The 20,216-nt window shown below is 64.6% G+C and carries 17 protein-coding genes; 2 read left to right on the forward strand and 15 right to left on the reverse strand.

Features of this window, described 5'->3' with window-relative positions:
- Positions 1-318 precede the first annotated feature (318 nt).
- From QHF85_RS11610 to QHF85_RS11630, 5 genes are all read right to left on the reverse strand, one after another.
- Entirely contained in the window at positions 319-732 is a 414-nt protein-coding gene (locus QHF85_RS11610) for a hypothetical protein (RefSeq protein ID WP_281327198.1), read from the reverse strand.
- Positions 733-750: 18 nt separating this feature from the next.
- Complete coding sequence (locus QHF85_RS11615) at positions 751-1,113, reverse strand: hypothetical protein (RefSeq protein ID WP_281327199.1); 363 nt, start codon at positions 1,111-1,113, stop codon at positions 751-753.
- A 907-nt stretch (positions 1,114-2,020) separates the two neighbouring features.
- On the reverse strand, positions 2,021-2,926 hold the full coding sequence (locus tag QHF85_RS11620) for a hypothetical protein (RefSeq protein WP_281327200.1): 906 nt from the start codon (positions 2,924-2,926) through the stop codon (positions 2,021-2,023).
- 255 nt (positions 2,927-3,181) lie between these two features.
- The gene (locus QHF85_RS11625) at positions 3,182-4,420 is read right to left on the reverse strand and encodes a hypothetical protein (RefSeq protein WP_281327201.1); all 1,239 of its coding nucleotides are present in this window, start codon (positions 4,418-4,420) and stop codon (positions 3,182-3,184) included.
- Between the two features lie 36 nt (positions 4,421-4,456).
- Positions 4,457-5,368 carry a sigma-70 family RNA polymerase sigma factor gene (locus QHF85_RS11630; protein WP_281327202.1) on the reverse strand — a complete coding sequence of 304 codons (912 nt, stop codon included), beginning with the start codon at positions 5,366-5,368 and terminating at the stop codon, positions 4,457-4,459.
- Between the two features lie 994 nt (positions 5,369-6,362).
- Between QHF85_RS11630 and QHF85_RS11635 the strand changes: the two genes are divergently transcribed.
- Positions 6,363-6,965, forward strand: a complete 603-nt coding sequence (locus tag QHF85_RS11635) for a hypothetical protein (RefSeq protein ID WP_281327203.1) — start codon at positions 6,363-6,365, stop codon at positions 6,963-6,965.
- Between the two features lie 155 nt (positions 6,966-7,120).
- On the opposite strand, the gene QHF85_RS11640 is transcribed toward QHF85_RS11635, so the two are convergent.
- Positions 7,121-7,822 carry a hypothetical protein gene (locus QHF85_RS11640; RefSeq protein WP_281327204.1) on the reverse strand — a complete coding sequence of 234 codons (702 nt, stop codon included), beginning with the start codon at positions 7,820-7,822 and terminating at the stop codon, positions 7,121-7,123.
- 156 nt (positions 7,823-7,978) lie between these two features.
- On the opposite strand from QHF85_RS11640, the gene QHF85_RS11645 reads away from it, so the two are divergent.
- Positions 7,979-8,518 (forward strand): hypothetical protein, encoded by a 540-nt coding sequence (locus tag QHF85_RS11645; RefSeq protein WP_281327205.1) that lies wholly within the window; start codon positions 7,979-7,981, stop codon positions 8,516-8,518.
- A 13-nt stretch (positions 8,519-8,531) separates the two neighbouring features.
- Here QHF85_RS11645 and QHF85_RS11650 read toward each other — a convergent pair whose 3' ends face one another.
- From QHF85_RS11650 to QHF85_RS11690, 9 genes are all read right to left on the reverse strand, one after another.
- Positions 8,532-9,404: a SpoIID/LytB domain-containing protein gene (locus QHF85_RS11650; protein WP_281327206.1), complete on the reverse strand. Its 873-nt coding sequence runs from the start codon at positions 9,402-9,404 to the stop codon at positions 8,532-8,534.
- A 95-nt stretch (positions 9,405-9,499) separates the two neighbouring features.
- A complete protein-coding gene (locus tag QHF85_RS11655; RefSeq protein ID WP_281327207.1) occupies positions 9,500-9,895 on the reverse strand; it encodes a hypothetical protein in 396 nt (131 codons plus the stop codon).
- 15 nt (positions 9,896-9,910) lie between these two features.
- A complete protein-coding gene (locus QHF85_RS11660; RefSeq protein WP_281327208.1) occupies positions 9,911-11,089 on the reverse strand; it encodes a hypothetical protein in 1,179 nt (392 codons plus the stop codon).
- A gap of 13 nt (positions 11,090-11,102) precedes the next feature.
- A complete protein-coding gene (locus QHF85_RS11665; protein ID WP_281327209.1) occupies positions 11,103-11,621 on the reverse strand; it encodes a hypothetical protein in 519 nt (172 codons plus the stop codon).
- Between the two features lie 3 nt (positions 11,622-11,624).
- Positions 11,625-12,461, reverse strand: coding sequence for a hypothetical protein (locus tag QHF85_RS11670; RefSeq protein ID WP_281327210.1), 837 nt, complete (start codon positions 12,459-12,461; stop codon positions 11,625-11,627).
- A 24-nt stretch (positions 12,462-12,485) separates the two neighbouring features.
- Entirely contained in the window at positions 12,486-14,900 is a 2,415-nt protein-coding gene (locus QHF85_RS11675) for a hypothetical protein (protein WP_281327211.1), read from the reverse strand.
- Positions 14,901-15,541: 641 nt separating this feature from the next.
- Positions 15,542-16,297, reverse strand: coding sequence for an AAA family ATPase (locus QHF85_RS11680; protein ID WP_281327212.1), 756 nt, complete (start codon positions 16,295-16,297; stop codon positions 15,542-15,544).
- Positions 16,298-16,305: 8 nt separating this feature from the next.
- Positions 16,306-16,767: a transglutaminase domain-containing protein gene (locus QHF85_RS11685; protein ID WP_281327213.1), complete on the reverse strand. Its 462-nt coding sequence runs from the start codon at positions 16,765-16,767 to the stop codon at positions 16,306-16,308.
- Positions 16,764-18,587 carry a hypothetical protein gene (locus QHF85_RS11690; protein ID WP_281327214.1) on the reverse strand — a complete coding sequence of 608 codons (1,824 nt, stop codon included), beginning with the start codon at positions 18,585-18,587 and terminating at the stop codon, positions 16,764-16,766. The genes QHF85_RS11685 and QHF85_RS11690 overlap by 4 nt, the downstream gene beginning before the upstream one ends.
- Between the last annotated feature and the right edge of the window lie 1,629 nt (positions 18,588-20,216).

Consider the following 20,216-nt stretch of genomic DNA (forward strand, 5'->3'; position numbering starts at 1 on the left):
GTGCGTTTCGGGAGTTTGGGGTCCAGTTGGCATGCACTGCGGCTCATGTGTGCTGTGGCTCACGCGTTGGGTACACGGACCGGGGATGGAGATGGGGCCGACCGGGCGCGGTCGAGGTTGCACGATCAGCGTCCGGCGCGGGCGGGCCCGCCCGACACCGGCTTCCAGGGGCCTCCCGTTTGTACGGGCCGTCGTCACGTTCCCGGCACACAACCGAGTTAGATCGTGTCGCGGATCTCGCTCGCAAGCTGCCGAAGCGCACGACGTACGAGACCCGGGGCTTGTGTTTTCGTCGAAAGGGCGCCCCGGGTTGTCAATTTATGCTGCGGTACGCTTGCGCCCACGCGCGAAGACTTCGACGACGACATTGGACGCGATGCGGTGCAGCTCCTCGGCCGCGCGGGCTGCCTCCTCGGGAGTCGCGGCAAAGCCGCGGAAAACGTCGCGCCCCTCGGCGTCGATGAGCCCCTCTCGGACGTAAATGCACCCATCGCTCCCGAGCGCGAGCGGCTGCACGATCGCCCAGAGCAGCAAGCGCCCGACCCCAAACTTCTGGGCCTCGTCGGCACGCAGCGCATAGCCCACGAACACCGGACGGCCCGGCGGCGGGGCGCTCTCAAAGGTAAAATAGAGCTTTCCGTCACTGGCGAGCGCGAACGCCGTGGCCAACTCCACAGATTCGGCTGTCTCGGACTCGGGCATCTTTTTCTTGGGCGTGCTGTTGCTGGGCATGATGGTGTCTCCTACGTTTCAAAGGGGGACCCGGAGCCGGAGCTGCACGCGCTCGGGTCGAGCATGGTCTATGGTGAGCGAGACGATGCCCGCTCTTTCCAGCCGAAGCAGGGCGGGCACGAGCGCGCCCGAAAACGACAAGTTCGGGAGTCTGTCCCGCAACCGTGCGAGCGAGACGAAGCCGTCGCTGTCCACCCGCATCCGAGACAGTGCGAAGTGGACGAGGCCCTCGTCGTGTGCATCCTCCCCGAGTTTCCGAAGCTCGCACGCGTAATACGCGACGTGGATCGCAGCTTTTTGAAAGGCAGGCTCCGCGCGCATAAGCTCGAGGAGGAGCTGCTCGCCGCGTTCATCGTGCGCGACAGCGCGCGCGGCAACCAAGGTGGACCTCTCCGAGCGAGACAGGGGAAGCGGAGGGAGCCGATCCGAGAGCCGGCGCCGGCGCAAGCGCGCTCGTACACGGTAGACGAGGGCATGGGCCAGAGCCCCGAGGCACCTCCAACGCGACGGAGGATCAAAGACCGTATCTCGGGGCGGCGGCTCTGAATGCGCGACGCTCGGGCGAATGCCGCTTGGTGGCGGCGGAAGCAGCGCTTGGCGGACCATCACGGCCGTAGCAGCGTCGTCGTCGTCGCCTGTGGGAACGTGCGTTGGCCGGTCATGCAAGGCGAGCATCGCGCGATCTCCTGTGCGGAATGAAACTCATCGCCCGAAGACGAGGCGTGCGTGTATGCACCATTCCGCTGTTACACGGACCTGGCCATTGCCATGACGCAGTCAGGCGCGCGACGACGCCCCGTCTTCGAGCGGCGAGCAAGAAAAACCTTCCCCTCCCGAGTCCGACTTCGGCGCCCTTTTCTGGCCTTGGCGCGCGAGCAGGCATCCCAAGCCAAAATCGGCCCGGGAAGGGGAAGGCTGGGGGCTACATGCAGACGCCCCCAGCGAACCCGCATCAATCAGCAACATGCGAGCTCGCTGCGAGCGTCGAGGGTTTCACTTTGTCGCCGGCCCGAGACTGCGAATCGAAGGCGTGCGCGGTGCGAATCGAAGGCGTGCGCGGAGAACAGTGGGGCACCTCGGTTCGCAGCCGCCTCCGGCCGACGACAAGCGACCCCCAGGAGAGGGCGATGGGAAAACGCATGCCCAGAAAAAGCAGCTCCCCACCGCCCCCTCCTGCGAGTCGCTTGTGCTTGTCCCTCAAAGACAAACAACGCGTCGGAGAGGCAGCGGGTAACGATGCTCGTTGTTGATTTGTAGGTGGATGTAGGTGCGGCGCGCCCGCGCCGGGCTACTCGTCGAAAATATACGACTGTCGACAGCAGAACGTCACAGCGTTCTCGTCATCCTCGACCGCCTCGCCGATAGGCTCCCCGCCGCCCGTCTCGCACGTGCCCTTGATGTAGACGTGGTCCGTGACCGACTTCCCGCCGATCGCCCGGCCCGCGGGGATGATGGGATCGCACACGCTGACCTCGGATGAAACGATCCGCTTGTGGAACTCGGCCGAGCATACTTCGTCTTCGAAGAGCCGCATGGTTGCCAAGCACGTGCCCCCTTGCGGCGCGCCGCAAGTACATTCTGTGCACTCGCGCGATTCCTTGGGCTGAAACGGGTACATGATCCGAGGCCCCTCATAATCGTAGGGCTTGGGGCACTTGGCATGCTTCCCCTCCCGCCACACGCATTGACGGTGGGGATAAAGGACCTTGGGGACGCATAGTTGATCCCCCGCGCCGCAAAGCGACGTATCGAGGCTCGACCGACATGCAAGCGCACCCGTCTCCCACTCCGTGATCAGCGTCCCGCCCGCCTTGATGATGTCAGACGGCTTGACCTCGCACTTCTCGTTGACCGGAGGCGGAAGCGCCGAGAACGTGATCGACTGCGCGCACGGGACGCCGCTCCCCGGGGGACACTGCGCCCCCGCGGGTAGCGCGCTCGTATCCGTGCAGCTCCCATCCCACCCCCCCGGACCGTCAAAAGGGAGCGACGGCGCCCCCACTGCGCCGCACATGCCAGCCCCGATCGTGATGTTACCCGGGACGCCGCTGCATTGCCCCGTGGCTTCCTGGCATTCGCAGGGGTCGCACTGCGCGGGGGGAGCGGTAAGTCCGGCGTAAAGCCTGAACTGCTCGCCTCCGACGAAGGAGCACTCCTTCGGTATGTCCGCGGCAGGGCCGAACCAGACGGCCAACGGAACCTGGCTCCAGAAACCAGCCTCGGGATCGTCGGGAATCTCGACGCATTCCCCGCCTCTCGATGTGCATGCGGCTTGGGGTTCGGCGTCCGAAGCGTCGGATCCCGCGTCCGTGCCACCATCGATGCACTCGGGTGCTGGGAAAAACGAGTCCGGATCGCACTCTCCCGCATAGAAAGACGGCGCCGCCGTGCAAGAGGCACCGATCATACCCACGCTGAAAACCAGCAATAAAAGCGCTGTGCGCATAGCCTAAAACTCCCAACCCCCGCCAATTTGAGCGCCTAGCATAACCGGCGGCTGATCGGCGAGGACCGTTGGTCCAACAACCACCTTGACGCCGCTCGACAGACCAAGGACGTCGGCCGCCGCCTGGAGCGTGAAGGACTGCGAAACTCGAACCTTGGCGCCGATGCGCGCCCCCGCTCCGGGCTTCACTTCACCAAAGCTGGCGGGCTTGTAGCTCTGAACCGTGAAGTCGACCTTGATTGCACCGAGATACCCCAGCGCGCATCCAACCAACCACTTATAATGCCCGCACACACTCGCGATCCCGCCCGCCGTCATCGCGTTGATCGGCCGGTCCGCGACCCCTGTCGTCAACCACGCCGCGCGCGCCTCCAGGCCGATCGACACGTAGTCGTTGGGCTGCACCCCACCGGCGAGCGTCGCCCCAACGGCAGGCATCCACGACGCCACGCCAAACACCACCACCGGCCCAGCCCCGACAAAACCCCGCAAGCCCTTTTTCTCGCCGGGCTTCGTCGGATCCTTCGCCTGGTCATCGTCAGCGAAGGGATCCTCCTGTTTCGTAAATCCTGGCCCCGAAACCACCGCGGGCAACGTCGCGGTCAGGTCCTTGTCGGGGACATGGATCGCCGGCTCCGGCTCCTCCACCGTGCGCGCCGTCAGGGAAACGGGAACCTTTATGCTCTCCCCCTTCACGGCCGTGAACTTCACGACCGCCTCTTCGAAGCCGTCGAGAGTCGCGCGGATCTCGTGCTCTCCTCCCGCCACGAACGTCCAGAAGGCCGAACGCCCAAGAGCGTTCTTATCGACGCCATCCACCGTCACACGCGCACCGGCGTGAGAGACGATCACCTCGACCCACGTGCCGTGAGCGCGCGCCACCTCGTGCGCCTCGAAGAAGCGCTTGCGCTCCGCCCGTTCCGCGGGCGTCGTGGCGGGGGCCTGATGGAGCGCGTGGAGGAGGAGCTCGGCCGCATCCTCGGGCCTCCCGCCCTCGACCAGCACGAGCCCGAGGCGCCCCGAGACGAGCGGATCCGACCGAACGTTGAGCGCCTGGCGGTAGGCCCTTCCGGCTTCACGCAGCCGCCCCGCGGCGCGCTCGCGGTCCCCGAGCTGCGCGAAGGCCTGAAACCGCAGCTCCGCGTCCGCCTCGGGGCTCTCGTCGATGGGGCTGGGAAGGCTCTGCGCCTGCGCCGCGGGCGACGCGAGAAGCAGGATCGAACAGCACACGATCGCGCGCATGGCCCAGGATCTTTAGCACACTCCGAGGCTTGGATCCTAGAACGACGTGCTCCCGGACGAACCCCCCATGTCCGCCGACAAACCGACCGATGGGACGCCTTCCTTGTCGCTGTCGACGCGGGGACGCCGTGGCGTGTGCCGCTGCTTCTTCGGCGTCGGCGGCTCGATCTCGAGCACGGATGCACCAACGTGATCGAACGAGGGCACCGGCTCCGCGGCGTGCGCGACGTCCGCGGCGGAGGCTGCCACGACGCGCGCCACACCCGTGGCCACCGCGTGAAGCTCGCCGTCGGGTTCGCGCGGCGAGAGCGCGAACGACGCGAACAATAGGGCCATGAGGAAGGCCCAGAGGTGCCCGAGCAAGTGAACGCAGTCGGAGAGCAGCGCGAGCACGGGAGACGGGACCGTGAAGAGAGTGTTGCCGAACCGAGCCCGGAGATTCTCCCGCGCGCGAGAAAGCGCCATCTTCGCGGCGTCCTCGGAGATCCCGAGCGCCACGCCGGCCTCCTCGTGCGACCGCTCTTCGACGCACACCATCCAGAGCACCGCAGCTTGCGAGGGGGGCATGTCTCGGAGAGCGGCCGTCAGTTTCTCCATGGCCTGCTTCAACTCCGCTGCGCGCTCGGGTGAGACCTCCGGCGTCTCCGCCATGTCGGCGTGCCCGTCGTCGGGCTCGAACACCCGCTCGTGACGTTGCGTGTCGCGGTGCGCGTCGCTCATCACGTTGCGGGTGATGGTCATGAGCCAAGGCTTCATGCCGTCCGGATGCGGTTCGTAGTCGGGGAGGCGACGGTACGCCTTGTGGAACACGCGTTGGATCTGGTCCTCGGCGGAGTCCCGCGTGTACGCCTCATCGCTCATGACGATGCGGCTGATCTCGGGGTGGTATCCGAGGAGTTCGGCGAGACGATCGAGGAAAGGCGCAGACGGTCGACGAGAGGGTCCCATGTCCAAATCAACGCTGGGCTCCGGGCAAGGTAACGCGAAAAGTGGCGGGGGTGGCCGTTTGGCGAGCCAGTCGGTAGCGTGGGACACCTAAGTCCTGGGCGGCGAGGCAAGGACCTCTGGCGGCCACGACGCATGCGTCCCGAACGTGTAGAGCGCCCGGACGCGCTGACATCCGGCCGAGTAGCCGATCAACGCCACGCACGAGAACCATGCAGGGGCGGTGGTCTAATCACGCGCCTCCGGACTACACCAATTTGGGGGCGCGTTGGCCGGTCCGCATCTCACAAGACCAGCAAGAAGCCCGATCGACCAAACTTTTCGCATAGCCCACCCTCCCTTCGGAACCCTGGCCCAGATCGTAGAGCCACCGGGGACGGCCGACAAGCTACAGATATCGCTCCAAATGCCCGTTACAGTGGACTGAGCCCTAGGGCTCCCGTAAATCGATGTAATTAGCTATGATCCACCGCGGGAGGTTACGGTATGTTCCACCGACATCACTTCGCGACGCTTGCCATTTCTGCGTTTATCTTCACTCCGGAGTACGCAGATTCGGCGGGGCCCGAATCCCAGACCATGCAGCCGCTTACGGAGGCATCGAACTACATCACCTCTGATGAGACTGGAGAGGCGGAGCTTCCTCTCGCATCGGTGGACCAAGCCTGTTTACAAGCCTGTAAGGAAGCCTATCTACAGGCGGTCAAGTATTGCCTGTCCCTGGGCCCCGGAGCCCCCGCGTGCGGTTCCCTCGCCGTCACTGCTTGGATAGCGTGCCAAGCAACCTGCTTTAGGTTTAGTTAAATCCCCCCGCCGCCGAGCCCCCGCCTTGGTGCTACGGCTCGATGCCCAGGGCCTTGCAGCGCAACGCTGCATGTCCAGGATGCTAACCCGTAGCTGCCGCTACTCTGACGTCAAAATCGCCGCTACCACTTGTGGTTATCTGAATAGACACCACATTTGTTGCCAAGCGGGCTGCACACTGGAGGAGGCGAGCATGAAGATTCTCGGCGTTCTGGCAACAATCGCATTGGCTGCTTACCCAAGCCTGGGCTCCGCCGACCAATTGCCTGTTTTTGTACACAATTTCTATGCAGACGGAGACCCCGGGCAATGCAACGGAGCTGCTTACGGAAAATCAATGACTCCGATGGGCCAGTGGACTCCCACAATCCGTTTTGATACCGATCATCGGTCAGGCGGTTGTTACCAACAGTTCTCTGTGTACGATCCTGCTGGTGTCCTGGCAGGACTCACGCTGCAAGTCGAGTTCTATCCTGATGGCAGAGAACAGTGTGACAATCCTGGGCTCAAGACCATTCCTATTTATGGCGATGTTATTGCCGCCATGGATCGCATGAGCGATGCGTATCGGGTCGATACCGACAACCGCGCTGGGGGTTGTCAACAACGTTTTATCTTGGCAGGACGCGATGATATCGCACTCGATGTTAGCTTCTACGCCGATGGCAATGCTGGACAATGTGGCAATCAAGGGACCCACACGGTTACAGTCGGTCGCCCTGTGACCCTTCGATTGGACATGGACAATCGTTCCGGTGGTTGCAGGCAAAGCTTCCGGCTGCGGAAGATCCCGTAAGGAGCCCACATCGGCGGCCTGGGGGCGTCGATGATCGGCGGCAAACTCCGACGCTGCGCCGTCCCTGGCCCACCCGTACAAGGTCCGCCAGTGCCCGCCCTGGTCGTGGAGGAGGTGGTCGGCCAACGAGCCCGCGCCGCCGTGCCGCTTTCCTCCTATGTCCTGGGCGGCGAGGCAACGAAGAGCGCTGCGAGGATGCCGAGGAGCCCCAGGGGGAGCAGGGAACGCGGTGCGCGTTTGTGCTGTCCGTGCTGCGCGAGCCACGGCCCCAGATGCCGCGCGCTCAGCTCGGGCACGACGCGCACGAGCTGCGCCGCGTGGGCCGGCGCGTCGATGTCTGCGCTCGCGTACGAGTACACGTATAGAGCGCCCTCCGTCGTGACGGCCGGGGCGTCCAGCGGACCCGCGCGGTCGAGTGGCCACCCCGTCGCTATGCGGAGAACCCGCGCCGTCGAACAGAACGCTCTGCCCTTCGGCAACCGCTCCGTATACGCCTGCATCGTGTGCGTGGCGACGAGCAGGGCTCTGCCCGCGCGCGCCTCGCTCGCGATGCCGCGTAGCCAGCCGATCTGCCACTCCTCCGGCGGCCAGGACGCATGTGTCCCGTCCGCGAGTAGGTACGCGCTTGCGCGGACGCCGGACAGGTAGAGCGCCCGAACGCGCTGGCACCCGGCCGAGTAGCCGATCAGCGCCACGCGCGAGACCTTGCGCACCCCGGCCTGTCGATGCGCGAACTCCAGGAGCTCGCCCATCATCGGCCCCTTCGCGACCCCATCGGCGACGACGCACGCCTGCGGGCCGAAAGCCGCGCGCAGCCTCGGATCGAGGTCGCCGCCCACGAGGAACGCCAGGACCAACGGCCGCGGATGTCCTTCCCCTGCCTGAACCAGTCGAAGCACCACGCTTTCTACCTCCGCGTATCGTGGACAAACTTGCAGAGCACGTGCCCTCTAGTACACCTGCCCTTCAAGGGGGACATCTCGCACATGACTAGGTGCTCTAGAGTTGTCGTCATGTTGGCTATCGTCGTTGTGCCAGCGTGTCGTTCCGATGATGACGAAGCTCGCCTGGCCAAGCTTGAAGCGCGCCTTGGCGCAGTCGAATCAGACCTGGGTGGTCGCCTGGCTCCTCCGCCCGCGTCCTCAAGGGAGACCACGCTGTCAGGTTTGGAGAACCGTATCGCGAAGCTCGAAGATCTGGGTAAACGCATCGTCGATCTCGAAGCCAAAGCGCCATCTGTATCGCGCGTACCGCTTGAGGAAAACAAGACTGGGAACGAAATATGCTACGAACGGAAGGAGGTGTGCCTTTCTGTTATTGTTAGTGGTGAGTCGTCTCTCTTCGATGCCAACAACGTTTTTTGCGGCCATATGATTGCAGACTGCAACTCGCGAGTGGTAAAACGCAATCATTGTAACACTCGTGCAGACTACGCCGTATCACCGATAAAGTTCTACAAAACGCCCGATGCGAAAGGACAATGTCCGCTGGCGGGCGACGAAGCCTGCTTCTATTCGCCGCAGCAGCTCATGGCAATCTGCCTACAAAAATAGGCAAACCGGCCGCTCACTCCGTCATGAGCCCCAAGAGCGCGAGCGCAGCCAAACCAAGTAGCCCCCCGCCGCGCGCGTCGCTCAGGCGCGGAAAATCGATATCGTCGCCATAGAAAAACTGTAGGATCGACCAGCGATTCCAGCCGTGGACCGCGAGCCACTCTGCTCCGTTCTGACTCATGCAGCCACGATTGCATGGGTGGAACTTGAGGCTGAGTGCCGTCGGCCTGACGTCGGTGCCGGCTCGCCCCGAGTTGTATGTCACCCACCGCTCCGTATTCGTCGGGTCCTTGTCGGGCACGCCGTCCTTGGTCCATAGTGCGCCTGTTACGTAATTGGCCAGGATCAACCGGCCGCCGTGGCACATCACGATTCCGCGCGTCTGCGTAGCCGCAGCGGCGCATTCAGAGGTGGTAACCCGGGCGAACACTTGAAAGCGTTGACTATTTACGATCGGAGTGCTCCGGCCGAGCGTGGGGTGATCGCGCATCGCTCGCAGCACGAACGTCCGCGCCGCGATGGCGAGCGCGCACTTGGCCTCCGGCGCGGCGTGAGAATGCTCGCCAGTGATGACGCGCGGCAGGTACTCGTCCTCGAAGGAGAGCTCTCCCTCGACCGTGAGAACCGTGGGCGGAACTTGATCCGGCTCGCCCGAATGCACCGCTGGCGCCCACACCGGTTCGCGCATGTAGCGAGCGTCCTCGAGCTTGCCGTTCCACAACGAATCAGGAAGAGGAGCATCGCGCCAGCCTCGCCAGCGCAATGCCTCCGAGATCGCCGTGACGTCTCCCCACTTGAGGGCCTTAGCCGTGACGGGTTCCCGGTAGAGGGCACGAAGCAGCGCCGGAATCGCTCGTGCCGACGCGCCGCGGACGACGGCCCCCACGGCCTGGAGCTCTGGGGGGCTGATTCGCTGCGCGCCCACGGCTTGGCTCCAAGCCCGCAGCAACGCAACACGGGTAGCCAAGGGGTCCACGGAGCTCACCGCAGCGAGCTGTGGACCACGAAGATTCCACAGTCACTCAAGGGGGAGGTGCCGGGATGCAGCCAAACCAGCGCCTTCGCGCGGCCGTCGTCGCTCTCGAACCGGAAGGACCACTGTGAGACGAGTCCGGCATACTTCGCCATGGCGACGACTTGCCGCTTGTGAATGAGCGGTCCCACCACGACAGTGGGGAGGTCGGCGAGCACCGGTTCAGGACCCAAGAGAGGGTCACGGAGCGTGAGCGTGGCGGCGACCCGCCAGCGGGGAGGCACAGCGTTTCTCAGGAGAGGGAGCTGCTCCATGATCACCACGCAATGCGTCGACGGGCCGAAATTCGAGCTCGTCTCCACCGTGTTGCTTTGCCTCTCGCTGTCGATCTCCACCACGCTCATGTCGTCTCCTCCGGTCTACGTGCGCAGGCGGTTCTCGTTCTCGAAGCTGATCCCGTTCAGGGAGAGCTGCACGTAAAGCCCGATCGCAACCGGCTTGCTGGGGCTGCCCAACCCGATATCGATCGGCTTGATCGGGAACGCGATGTCATCCTCGACCTTGATGATCGCGGTGAACGCGCCTTCGTCGCTCTTCTCGGGGTTGTCCGTGAAGATGTACCCATCCGGCACGGGAAGGACCGGGGCCCCGCCCGACGTACGCGCCAGCGTCTTGACCTTCGCGTCCGGCACGTTGCGCAGGTGATCGATCAGGACCATTCGCGTGGTCCCGTTGCCGCCCGTCCTGCGCTTGTCCCAGTTGAAGTAAAGCACCGCGGACCGCCGCAGCGCCCGGTAGAGCAGGTTCTCTCCGTTGTAGTCGTGGAAGATCTGCGTCGGCAGAAATGCCCCCATGTCATCCCACAGCCACACCTTGCCGCTGAGAACATCGGCGTGCGCCTCGGCACTTTGGGCCTGGCTGATCTCGTTTGCCTCGTAACGAATTCGCAGGCCTGCCTCCTGCATCGTGATCGACCGGATGAGGAAGTCCTGCTCGTTGTAGGAGTTCTTCGAAGGACGTTGCAGGTTCGTCCAGTTGGTCGTCACCTTGCCGGGATGCGCGCCCATGTACGTCGTGTCGTCGTCGACGGTGCGGTCAAAGAACTTGTACTCGCCTTTCGGGATACGAACGCAGCAATTTCCCTTGGGTGAACCGACGACAGTGCAGATGATCTCGCACGTCGAGTAGTAATGGCCCTCCTGGCGAGCCACGTACGGCTGCCCGCGCGCGCTCCACTTGGCCGCGAGCTTCCGCATTCCGTCGTTGGGCGGGACCATGTTGGGCGGAAGCCTCGGCTTGCTCTTGGCCTGCGCGCGGGTCTTGCCGATGGCAACCCCGCGCGCGCGGGAGCGAAGTTGGAACGTGCGCAGCTCGTCGACGGAGACCGTATGGCGGCCGCGCCGCTTCACCGCTTTGACATCGGCCGTGTCAGCCTCGTCGGCCGTGAGCGTGGCGCCCGCGGTCTCGTCGTCATCATCCGCGGGGCCGGCGGCGTCGAGCTCGTCCTCGGGTGCGGCCGTCTCATTATTCGCGTCGGTCGCAGCGAGGATGTCGGCGACATCCTGGCCTCTACTATTATCGCCATGGTTGATGGTCATACTCGTCTCCTCCCTACGTAGTCGGCATGGACATCACGGGAATACGTACGTATTCGCCGTTCGGCAACTGGACCCACCCCGAGGCGGCTCCGGGCGGCATCTGCCACATCGTGGTCGGCCCCTCGGTGCCTCTCTGAGGGCCCCTGGGGGACGGCGGGAGCGGCGGAGTGGGCTGCGTCTGTGGAGTCTTTGCCTGCGCCTGCTTCGACTGCAATGCATACCCGCTCGCAAACAGAGCGCCCCCCACGGCAAGCACTGCACCCGCATACGGATTGCCGCGCTTCCGGAGGAGGTAGCCGATCGCAATGACGCCGAGAGGCAAGAGCCACCAGCGCTCTTTCACCTCCTTGCTGTTCTTGAGATCCTCCAGGTTCGCGAGCAGCGCCACCACAGCGCCCGCGCCTGCGATAAGCAATACGCCCTTCCCAGCGCGGTCGACGAAGCGTCTGATACGTCGCCTCTTCGATCGCCCCCGGGGGACCGCCACGAGGGATCGGTCCACCCGGACGGCCTTCCTCTGTTTCTCTGCCATGGTTCACGACCTCCGTTGTTTGAGCAGAAAGTACGCCCCCACCAGAACGAGGGCGAGCGTAGTCATTGAAGTCGCGGCGCGTGCCGTCTCCCGAGCGAATTCCTTCGCCCCTTCGAATGGGCTTGGCAGCGGACGGCCCTGCATCGTTGCGAGCCTTTTTTGGTCATCCTCCAACTGCATTAGCAGCGAGCGCTCCTCATTGCTGAATGCCAGTTCGTGCCCGACCGCGCGCTCGCGCTCGATATGCAAGGTCAAGACCTGAATCGCGAAGGCCTGAGTCGAAAGGAGCCGCTTCGTGATCTCGTCGTCGAAGTTGACCCTCACGGCGGCATGCGCGCCCAGAAAGACGGCGGCGAGCGTGCATAGCGCAGCCAGAGCCACGACGACGACGGTGACGACGACGCCGGTGTCGGTCACTCCCGTTGCGACGGCGGGGTTTCCTTCGTCGGTCTGCGCATCGGAGACGGCGCGAAGACCGCTCGGCGATAGAAGTACGAGCGTCCGTGCAATAGCGGCCCCCGCAGCGTTACGCTCGTCATCACTGTAAAGCTCCGGCCGAAGATCTCCAAGCTCGAACTCGCGGTACGAGATGGGCGCGATCCTGAGCGATAGCAGCACGAGTGCACGAAACTGGCGCACGCGCGACTTTGGGTCGAGCTTCATCCAATCGCCGCGCATCGCCGTCACAAGTGCTGCATATGACGCGCCATCCAGGTCTGACTCTCGATGGAACCATCGAAAGAACGGCAGACTTCCGTCCCCTTTTGGCGCTGGTGCAGGAGCGGGTGCAGGCTTGGATCGCCACCACTGCCACCACCACAACGGAAGAAAGATCGGCACGGCACCAGCTCCTTTCGCGAGTCCTCAGGAGAACACGAACCCGGCGCCAATCAATGCAATGATAGGCAGCAAGCTCGGCTCGTTGGTTTGCGCGGCGTGCGAGGGGTTGTTATCCCAGACGACGACCGGAGGCCCGTCGGGAAGGTTGGGCATATCGGGCGGCCAGGGTTGCGGTTGCTGCGGCGTCCCACCCCACGGCGGCGGTTGCTGCGGCTGCTGCGGTGCATTGGGCCACGGTTGCGGCTGCGGCTGCTGTGGCGTGCTCGGCCACGGTTGCGGCTGCGATTGCTGCTGCGGCTGGCCGGCTTTATACTGGGATTCGAGCCAGCGAACCTCGTTCGCGCGGGCGAGGAACGCTGCCGCGGCGATAGGAAAGCCATAGCTCTGATAATACTTGCCCGCCGCGTCCAAGTAGTCAGGGGTTCCGAGGAGTTGCTGCCTCACGGCCTGCTGCGTTTCCGCTGGCATGTGGTGGTCGAGAGTCGTCCTGACCATGAGCAGGATGTACGCCCTCGACCGGAACCAGCTACCCGTGACCGGAAACCCATTCCGCCCGCAATGGTATGCCATCACTTCGAGCTTGAAGCGCTCGAGCTCGGATCGCATGATGGCGCGCACGGCTTGCTGGTCGTTTGTCGACATGTGACCATCGACCTGCATCCGGTCCCCCCACAAGCTGGCCGACCTGTATCGGAGCGCCTGGGCACAAAGCGGGAGGTTACATTGCTCCATCTGAACGGCGAGCACGTCGAGCCGCATCGGGTCGGCCTCTGTTGCGAGGACTTGCCGCACGGCTTCCTTCTGGCTCTCGGTCAAGGCCTGATCGAGCGGAAAGCTATCGTTGACACCCGCCGTGTCTCTGAATTGTGCTTGCGGCGCTTGCTGCGGGAGCAGAATGGATTGGAGCCATGGCGGGAGCTGTATGCCGCCGGGGAGCGGGAAGGGCGATTGCGGTCCTCCCTGCGCAGGCGGTGCGGTCGAGGGCTGCGAAGGCTGCGCAGGCGGTGCGGTCGAGGACTGCGAAGGCTGGCCGAAGCCTGGCAGCCCCGGGAAGTTCGGGAGTTGGAACCCAGCCGGGAACGGGAAGCCGGCCGGGAATTGCGGTCCACTCGGCGTCGGCGATCCCTGCCCAGAGGGCGAGGGCTGGGGCGCGGGCGCCGAACCCTGGCCGGAAGGCGACGGCTGCGGCTGGGGCTGCGGTGCCGCGGGGGGCTGCGTCGGAAACCCGAGCCCGCCGGGGAACTGAAAGCCGCCGGGGAGCTGTGGCGACGGCGCTGGAGTTGACTGCTGTTGCGGTGCCGGTTGTTGCGGTATTGGTGGCGGGGGCGGTTGCTGCGCTGGGGGCGGCAGTTGTTGCTGTTGTAGCCCCATCACCTCCACCTCGTAGAGGGCCCGGTACGTCGGTTCATCGAGCTCGCCATCGAGGCGCAACATTCGAGTAGGCCAGCGTCGGTTCCACCAGAACTGGAACGACTGGAGCGCCATTTTCGTGCGAGGATTCCAGCTATTCGTAATGTCCAGCGCCGAATTGTTGTAAAGCATGCCGTAATCCCGGGGGTTCGCCTCACCATACCGCACGCTCCAATGCGCGAGCATGAACTGCACGTTCCCGATCAATCCGGGATCCATCGTCGTGTTTTTCCCGGGGCCAGGCAGACCCGGGGCGGTGTCGAGGCCCGGGGTGGGCGTCGGCGCGGGCGCGGGCGTGTTGGTGCTCGGAACCGGCGCCGGTGTGTTGGCACTCGGGGCCGACGGGGTATTGGTGCTCGCGACCGGTGCAGTCGCCCCATTGACCGGCTGCGCGGCATTGCTAGGAGGCCACGCATCGGGGACGCCGAGCTCCTCGCCCGGCGTCAGGGACTTCCAGTTGTTCTTCTCCTTGTTGAGCGGCTTGTGCGGGTTGGCGGACCTGAGCTCGCTCCACCAGTTGCGGTCGACGGCACCGAGTTTCTCGGCGATAGCCCTCGGGAAGTCGCCGCTCTGCACGACGTACTTCCGCGACGTGGTCAACGGCGCTCCGGTCTCTCCTCTCGCGTATTGCAACCACCCGGGCGGGATGTTCCAGATCGGGGAGCTGTCCGCGGACTTTTGCGGGTTTGCTGCCAGCAGTTCTTGGACGCGCTCGACCTTTCCCGTAAGGTTCTTCGTGATGCCGTAGGGCGTTTGGTTGGGAGACGCGTGATAGGTTCCCGTCGCGGCATCCACGCCCGAAACGTCCCGAGCCGTACTGGCGTCTCCGGTCACGAGCCGCAATACCCTCGGATCGAGGTCCTTCATCCCTGGCATATCCCGGAGGACCGACGCGATATAATCGTCCTTCAGCGGGAGGACCGAGAGATGGGCCGCTGGCGCCGGTCTCTCGGCCACAGGCGCGCCGGTGTCGTCGTATTCCTCGACCGGCTCCTCGCTCGGAAGATCGGGTTCGTCGGGCGGAGCCACATCGATCGGAGGTTCCGACGGAGGCCGTGACGGAGAGGGCGCGGGCGCTCGCGTCGCGGCGGCGGGCAAGGCACGCGTCGTAGTGGCTGGAGGGGAAGAGCCAGGCGACTTGGGCGCGGGAAACCTAACGCGGGGCGCGCTGCTCGGCGAGGGCGGTGAGCTTTGCGCGCGCTGCGAGGCAAGCGTGCCAGCGTCGCGCCTGCGCTTGTACTCTGCCGGGCGATAAACCCGCAGCTTGGCCTCCTCGGCGAATACCGGGTTCCCGGTCTTGCGCGTCTGCGCTTCACCCTCCGCGAGGATCCTTTGTTCGTGCTTCGTTAATCGCTTCTGCTTCGGGGGCCGCGCCTCCGGCTTGCGCGCGGTCGCACCCCGGACGGCCGATTCGATCAGCGTGCCGCCGAGCTGCCCGATGCCGGCGCCGATTTTCGCCCCGGCGGGCCCAAACAGGCTCCCGAGCCCCGTGCCAGCGAGGGTTCCGAGACTTCCACCGATGCCACCGCCCCCGCTGCCACCTCCGCCAAAAACCGAGGACAGGACTTGCGTGAAGTCACCGGTCTCCTCGACGGGGGCCGCCGCGTCCCCGTAAGGATTCTCGTCCCACGGGGCGCCAGTGTCGAATGATAGAGTGATCGCTCGTGACATTATGCATCCGCTCCCTTCTCGGTTTGCGACGTCGTCGACGCTTTGGGCCGCTTCACGCTGCGCGGACAGAGAGTCCAACGACACTTCGTGACCTTGATACGGTTTGGCTTCACGATGACCGTGGCATCGGCGTCGTACTCGTTCCCCACGGGTCCAGCGAACCGGCCGGCTTTATTGAAGTGGGATACGACGAGCACCGTCGGAGCCAAGCTGGACACCGCATCGAGTAGCTCCGTTTGTTCGGCGTAGTTGCGCGCCCACCGCTGCAAGGAATCGATGACGATCACGGCAGCGTCTCGCGGCACGACTTGCAGCGCGTCACGAAAGCTTGCGTCTGCGCCGGCTCTCCCACGCTGGCGGCTCACGAGACGAATCCGCTGCGTAGACGAGCCTGTCCTCGGGAAGAGCTCGCGCACGATGTCCCGGTTTTGCTCGGCGTCGAGCCAGTACGCGAGGCTGTCCAGGCGTTCGGCCATCTGCGCCGCGAGCTCCGCACAGAGGGTCGACTTGCCCGACCCCGGAATACCGCCGACGAGAATCGTCATACCCAGTACGACGCCCTCCATCGCCTGCGAGATGACCGCCGGAAACTGCCTCGGCCTAAGCGGAGTGCCGCCATCCAGAGTGTCGACGACAATGCCGGGCGGCGGTCTGATCGGTATTGGCTCCCACACGTATGCCCCACACGCGCAGAACCCACCGCAGATCTCGGGCCGGCGCCGATGACAAACGGCGCAACGGAGAGGCGTTTCCATGAGCCCCCTTACCAGTAGTTGGTGACCGCTCTCCAGGCGGGCGGGATATCGTTGATGCCCGAATTGAGAACCGTCGGATCGGCGCGACGCCACTGCCCGCCGATCAGCACTTCGGCAAGAACGTGCGGAAAGTCCTCGGCTGGGCGAACCGGGTAGATTCGCGCTCGAATGCCGCAGGCACGGCAGAGCGCCACGAAAACTCGAGCCTTCGCGTCGCAATCGCCGAAGCCACGTAGGAGGGTCACCGTCGAGTCTTCGAGGACCTCGCGCTTGGGGTCGCGAACGTAGTCGATGGCGTACTGACAAAACCGAAGGATCGCGGCTGGGCGCTCCGCCAGAGGCAGTTTGTTGAACACTGCCGCCCAACGCTGGACCTCGTGCTGCCACACATCCGCCGCGCCCGCCTCGGCCATGAAACGGGCCTTGGCGAGATTGGAGGGAAAGTGAACGATGCCCATCCGCACGCTCATGACAAACCCCCTCCTCCGGGCTTGCCCATCAAGGCGCGCAGTATCGGGCGGAGTTCTTCGGGAAGCGTCGTTTCGAACTCCGAGTCAGCCGCAGCCATGGCGATCACTCCTGGCATGGCGACCGTCGAGCCGTCTTCGGGAAGGTCGCCGTCCGCGTCGTCGTCGTCGTCGTCTTCCTCCTCGTCCGGTACCAATGGCTCCGCGGCAGGGGCCGGAGGCGGGACCCCATAGGGGTTGGATTGCAGCGTCGACAGGTAGAGCGCAAAGGCAGTGGCCATATCGACAGGAGGTACAACCGGCATGCCCGTCAGGGGGCGCTGCATCGGGTGCAGTGCCGGAAACCCTGGAGGCTGCACGAGCGGGGTAGCGACGGCCATTGCGCTGGGGTCCTGCGCAAGCGGATTGGACGGCTGGGACGCATGCAGATTCGCCAACATCGCCCGGAGCGAGGCGAACGGATCGAACTCCTCCTGGGCCCTGGTGAACCCATCGTCGGCCGCGTCGGCCATGGCCGGCTCCTCGTCGGCCACGGCCGGCTCTGCCACAACGGGCATCGGCGCAGCGGCGAGTTCCTCGTCGGCCACGGCCGGCTCCGCCATGACGGCAACCGTCGATGAAAGGACGGCGAGCTCCTCGTCGGCCGCCACGTGCCCGGCAACCGTCGGCGCGGAAGCCGCTGCGGGGGGCGGTGCCGGCGTGGCGGGCGCCTCGTGAGGCGTTGTCGAAGTGGGAGCGGTTTGCGGCACCACCGGGGATGCGCTGGCCGCAGCCGGCCGGGACGCGGACGGCGGCGCGGACGGACGCGCCGGAGGTACCACCGGATGGCTGCCCATGGTTTGCGCATAAGCGGCAGCCCATGCCTGGTATGCTGGATGCATCATCCCATATAAGTGGGCGGGTAGGTACGGCCAGGGCCACGGGGGAAACGCGGCAGGGTAACCTGGGGGGGTCGTCGTCGGCGGCTGGGACTTTCGCTGCTTCCGGGGCCGAGCCGGGGCCGACTGCGTTGCAGGCTGCGGTCCGAATGAAGTCGGCGTTGGTGCCGGCGCAGCGTTCGTCGGCGCAGCGCTCGCCTTCATGGTCATGAAGGTTTTGATCAGGCTCGCAAGTTCGCCGAGGTCGTCGGACTTGCTCGTTCCGCCACTCCCGAGCATTTCTTTGGTGAACTCGACCCCTTGCATGAACTTCTTGAAGTCTCCACCCCCGCCCGTGAGAGATTGCAACAGGGGTACGGTCTCGCGCAGCAATTCGAGCGGGTTCTGCGCCTGCCGCTCCAGTAACCGGTCCAGCAACTTACTCACCAGCACGGTCTGGACGTTGGATCCGCCATCTTGTTTACTATCGACCAACAACTTCAGGACCGCAGTCTGCACGGCGGCGTTGCTCTCGAACATGACGCGCATCATGGCGATCATTTCGCTCCCGCCCGTGCCTGGATAGGGCGACGGTGCAGTATAATAGCCTTGCGGCGCGTGTGCGGGGCTCGGCGGAGGCGCCGGGGGGACGTCCACAAACGGCTTCGACGGCCCAGGGAAGCGCATCCTATCGGAATAGGCCTGGAATTGATGCGTCTTTTGATCTTGCGCAACGAGTTGATACTCGCCACCGCCATACATGTCGACGATCTGCTCATAGGTCCGAAGCTCCGACCCTTTGAAGGTCTTTGGGCAGACCTCCATTTTTCCGTCAGGCCCCCACCGACGGATCTGAATAAGGTCGAACTTACGCCTATCAGGGCCCGTCGCCGTTTCCGGGCGTGGAAATAGCGGGTGCCCCCCAGCGTCGGACGCGCCGGGCGCGTCGGAATCCGGGCTGCTCATACTCGCCCCTCCTAGCTGCGGCGATGTTGAACCTTGGCAACTCGGCTCTGCAACGGTTTTTTCAGGGAGACAGTCGAATTCACCGGACGAACGCAATGGGGCCATTCCAAACCGATCGCTAAGTGCCGAAAGCGGCAATGGATTTCCCACCGTGAGCGATGGTCTGGCGTACGGACGATCCTCTACTGCGTCAACGTTCAGTGTCCGTGCGGACCACGACGCCACACGAGCGCGGCGTACAGCTCATCCCATGGATATCCTTATGCTTCTTCACGCGACGGGCTCGCGCGTCGATGCACGCGCTTGTTCTGGGAAGACGAACCGGTGGGCGTCGTGCAAACCTCGTAAGGTTTGCCGTGGTACTGGCAGCGGACTCGCCTGAGATCCGCCACGTGGGGCCGGAGAACAGCCGCGTTTGGGGCCACTCTGACCTCATTCAGCCCCAGCTCGCGCCGTAGCTCCGAGGTGGCGACGGCCTGGTCCCGATGGCGGGGCCTGCCTGGATGGGTCCCCTGCGTGCTGTACACCACGTGGAAGGCGCGCCTTCAGGCTCGTTAGCTCCTAGAAACGGGGCGACGCACGCTCCGTGCCACGACATGGAGAGGCCACTTTTCCTCGGTCATTTTGCAGGGCCCGATCAGAAACTACTGTTTCACGGCTGCCGCCGATCCGCAGTGCCACTTTTCGATCCACTTTTTTCCTGATAACGGGGCGCCTGGGCTGCCTTTCGGACGTTTCACGGGCGCGAGTGGCGGGCCAGGAGGTGCACCTGAGTCGACGCGTGATGCAAGATGGCCTGAACGCTCGGGGATTGGTGCGCAGAGCATCTCGTTCTCCCGGGGATTTTGCACAGCCTCACCACGAGCCCCTTGAATTTCGGGGGTCGGATCCCGGGATGGGCCACTTTTCGATCCACTTTTTGCATCGTGGGGAGGGACCACGCTCCGGAATTGCCGACGGATCAGCGCCGAGCGGTGCAACCCAAACCAAATGTGGTTCGAATGGTGGCCCCTCGCGGGAACCGATAGCGGTGAATCAAGGGGCAGGAGCGCGTTCGCCGCATCGAATAGGCCGTAATCGAATCTCGAACCTGGTCTTCGTAAATCCTTGGTATTACTGGCAATTGCGATTGCTTCGGAGCCTCCTTTCGTGATACGAAATCAGTCACCGTCCGAGCGTGGAGCACAGGAAGCCCCGGGACGGCATCCTTAAAGAAGGAGGGCGACATGTCGGACTCACGCGCCGAGTCGACGACAACCATCATGGCGACGCTGGCCATCCCCCCGAACGCGCTCCGGATCATGGCTCCACCGCCCGACACCATCTCGCAGCGGAACGTCGAGGCGATGACTGGCATCCCGTCGAGGGTCTTCCTGAAGGTCGTGCGTGCGCCCGGGTTTCCATTGCCGGTGACGCGACTCGGGAAGCTTCGGATCGTCAACCGCGCCGCGTTCGTGGCGTGGGTCGAGCGGGGCGCGTTCCGCGTTGGGCGAGCTCCCGAGGGTGACGAGGTGGCACCGCCGAGCGGCCCCAGGGGGGAGAGCGCCGACCAGATCCTTGGAGCGGTCGGGCTGACTCCTGTGGCTCGAGCTGCCGGACGAGGCCGTGCCAAGCCGTAGACCCTTGTTT

The sequence above is a fragment of the Polyangium sp. 6x1 genome (assembly GCF_029946515.1).
Taxonomy (GTDB): domain Bacteria; phylum Myxococcota_A; class Polyangia; order Polyangiales; family Polyangiaceae; genus Polyangium.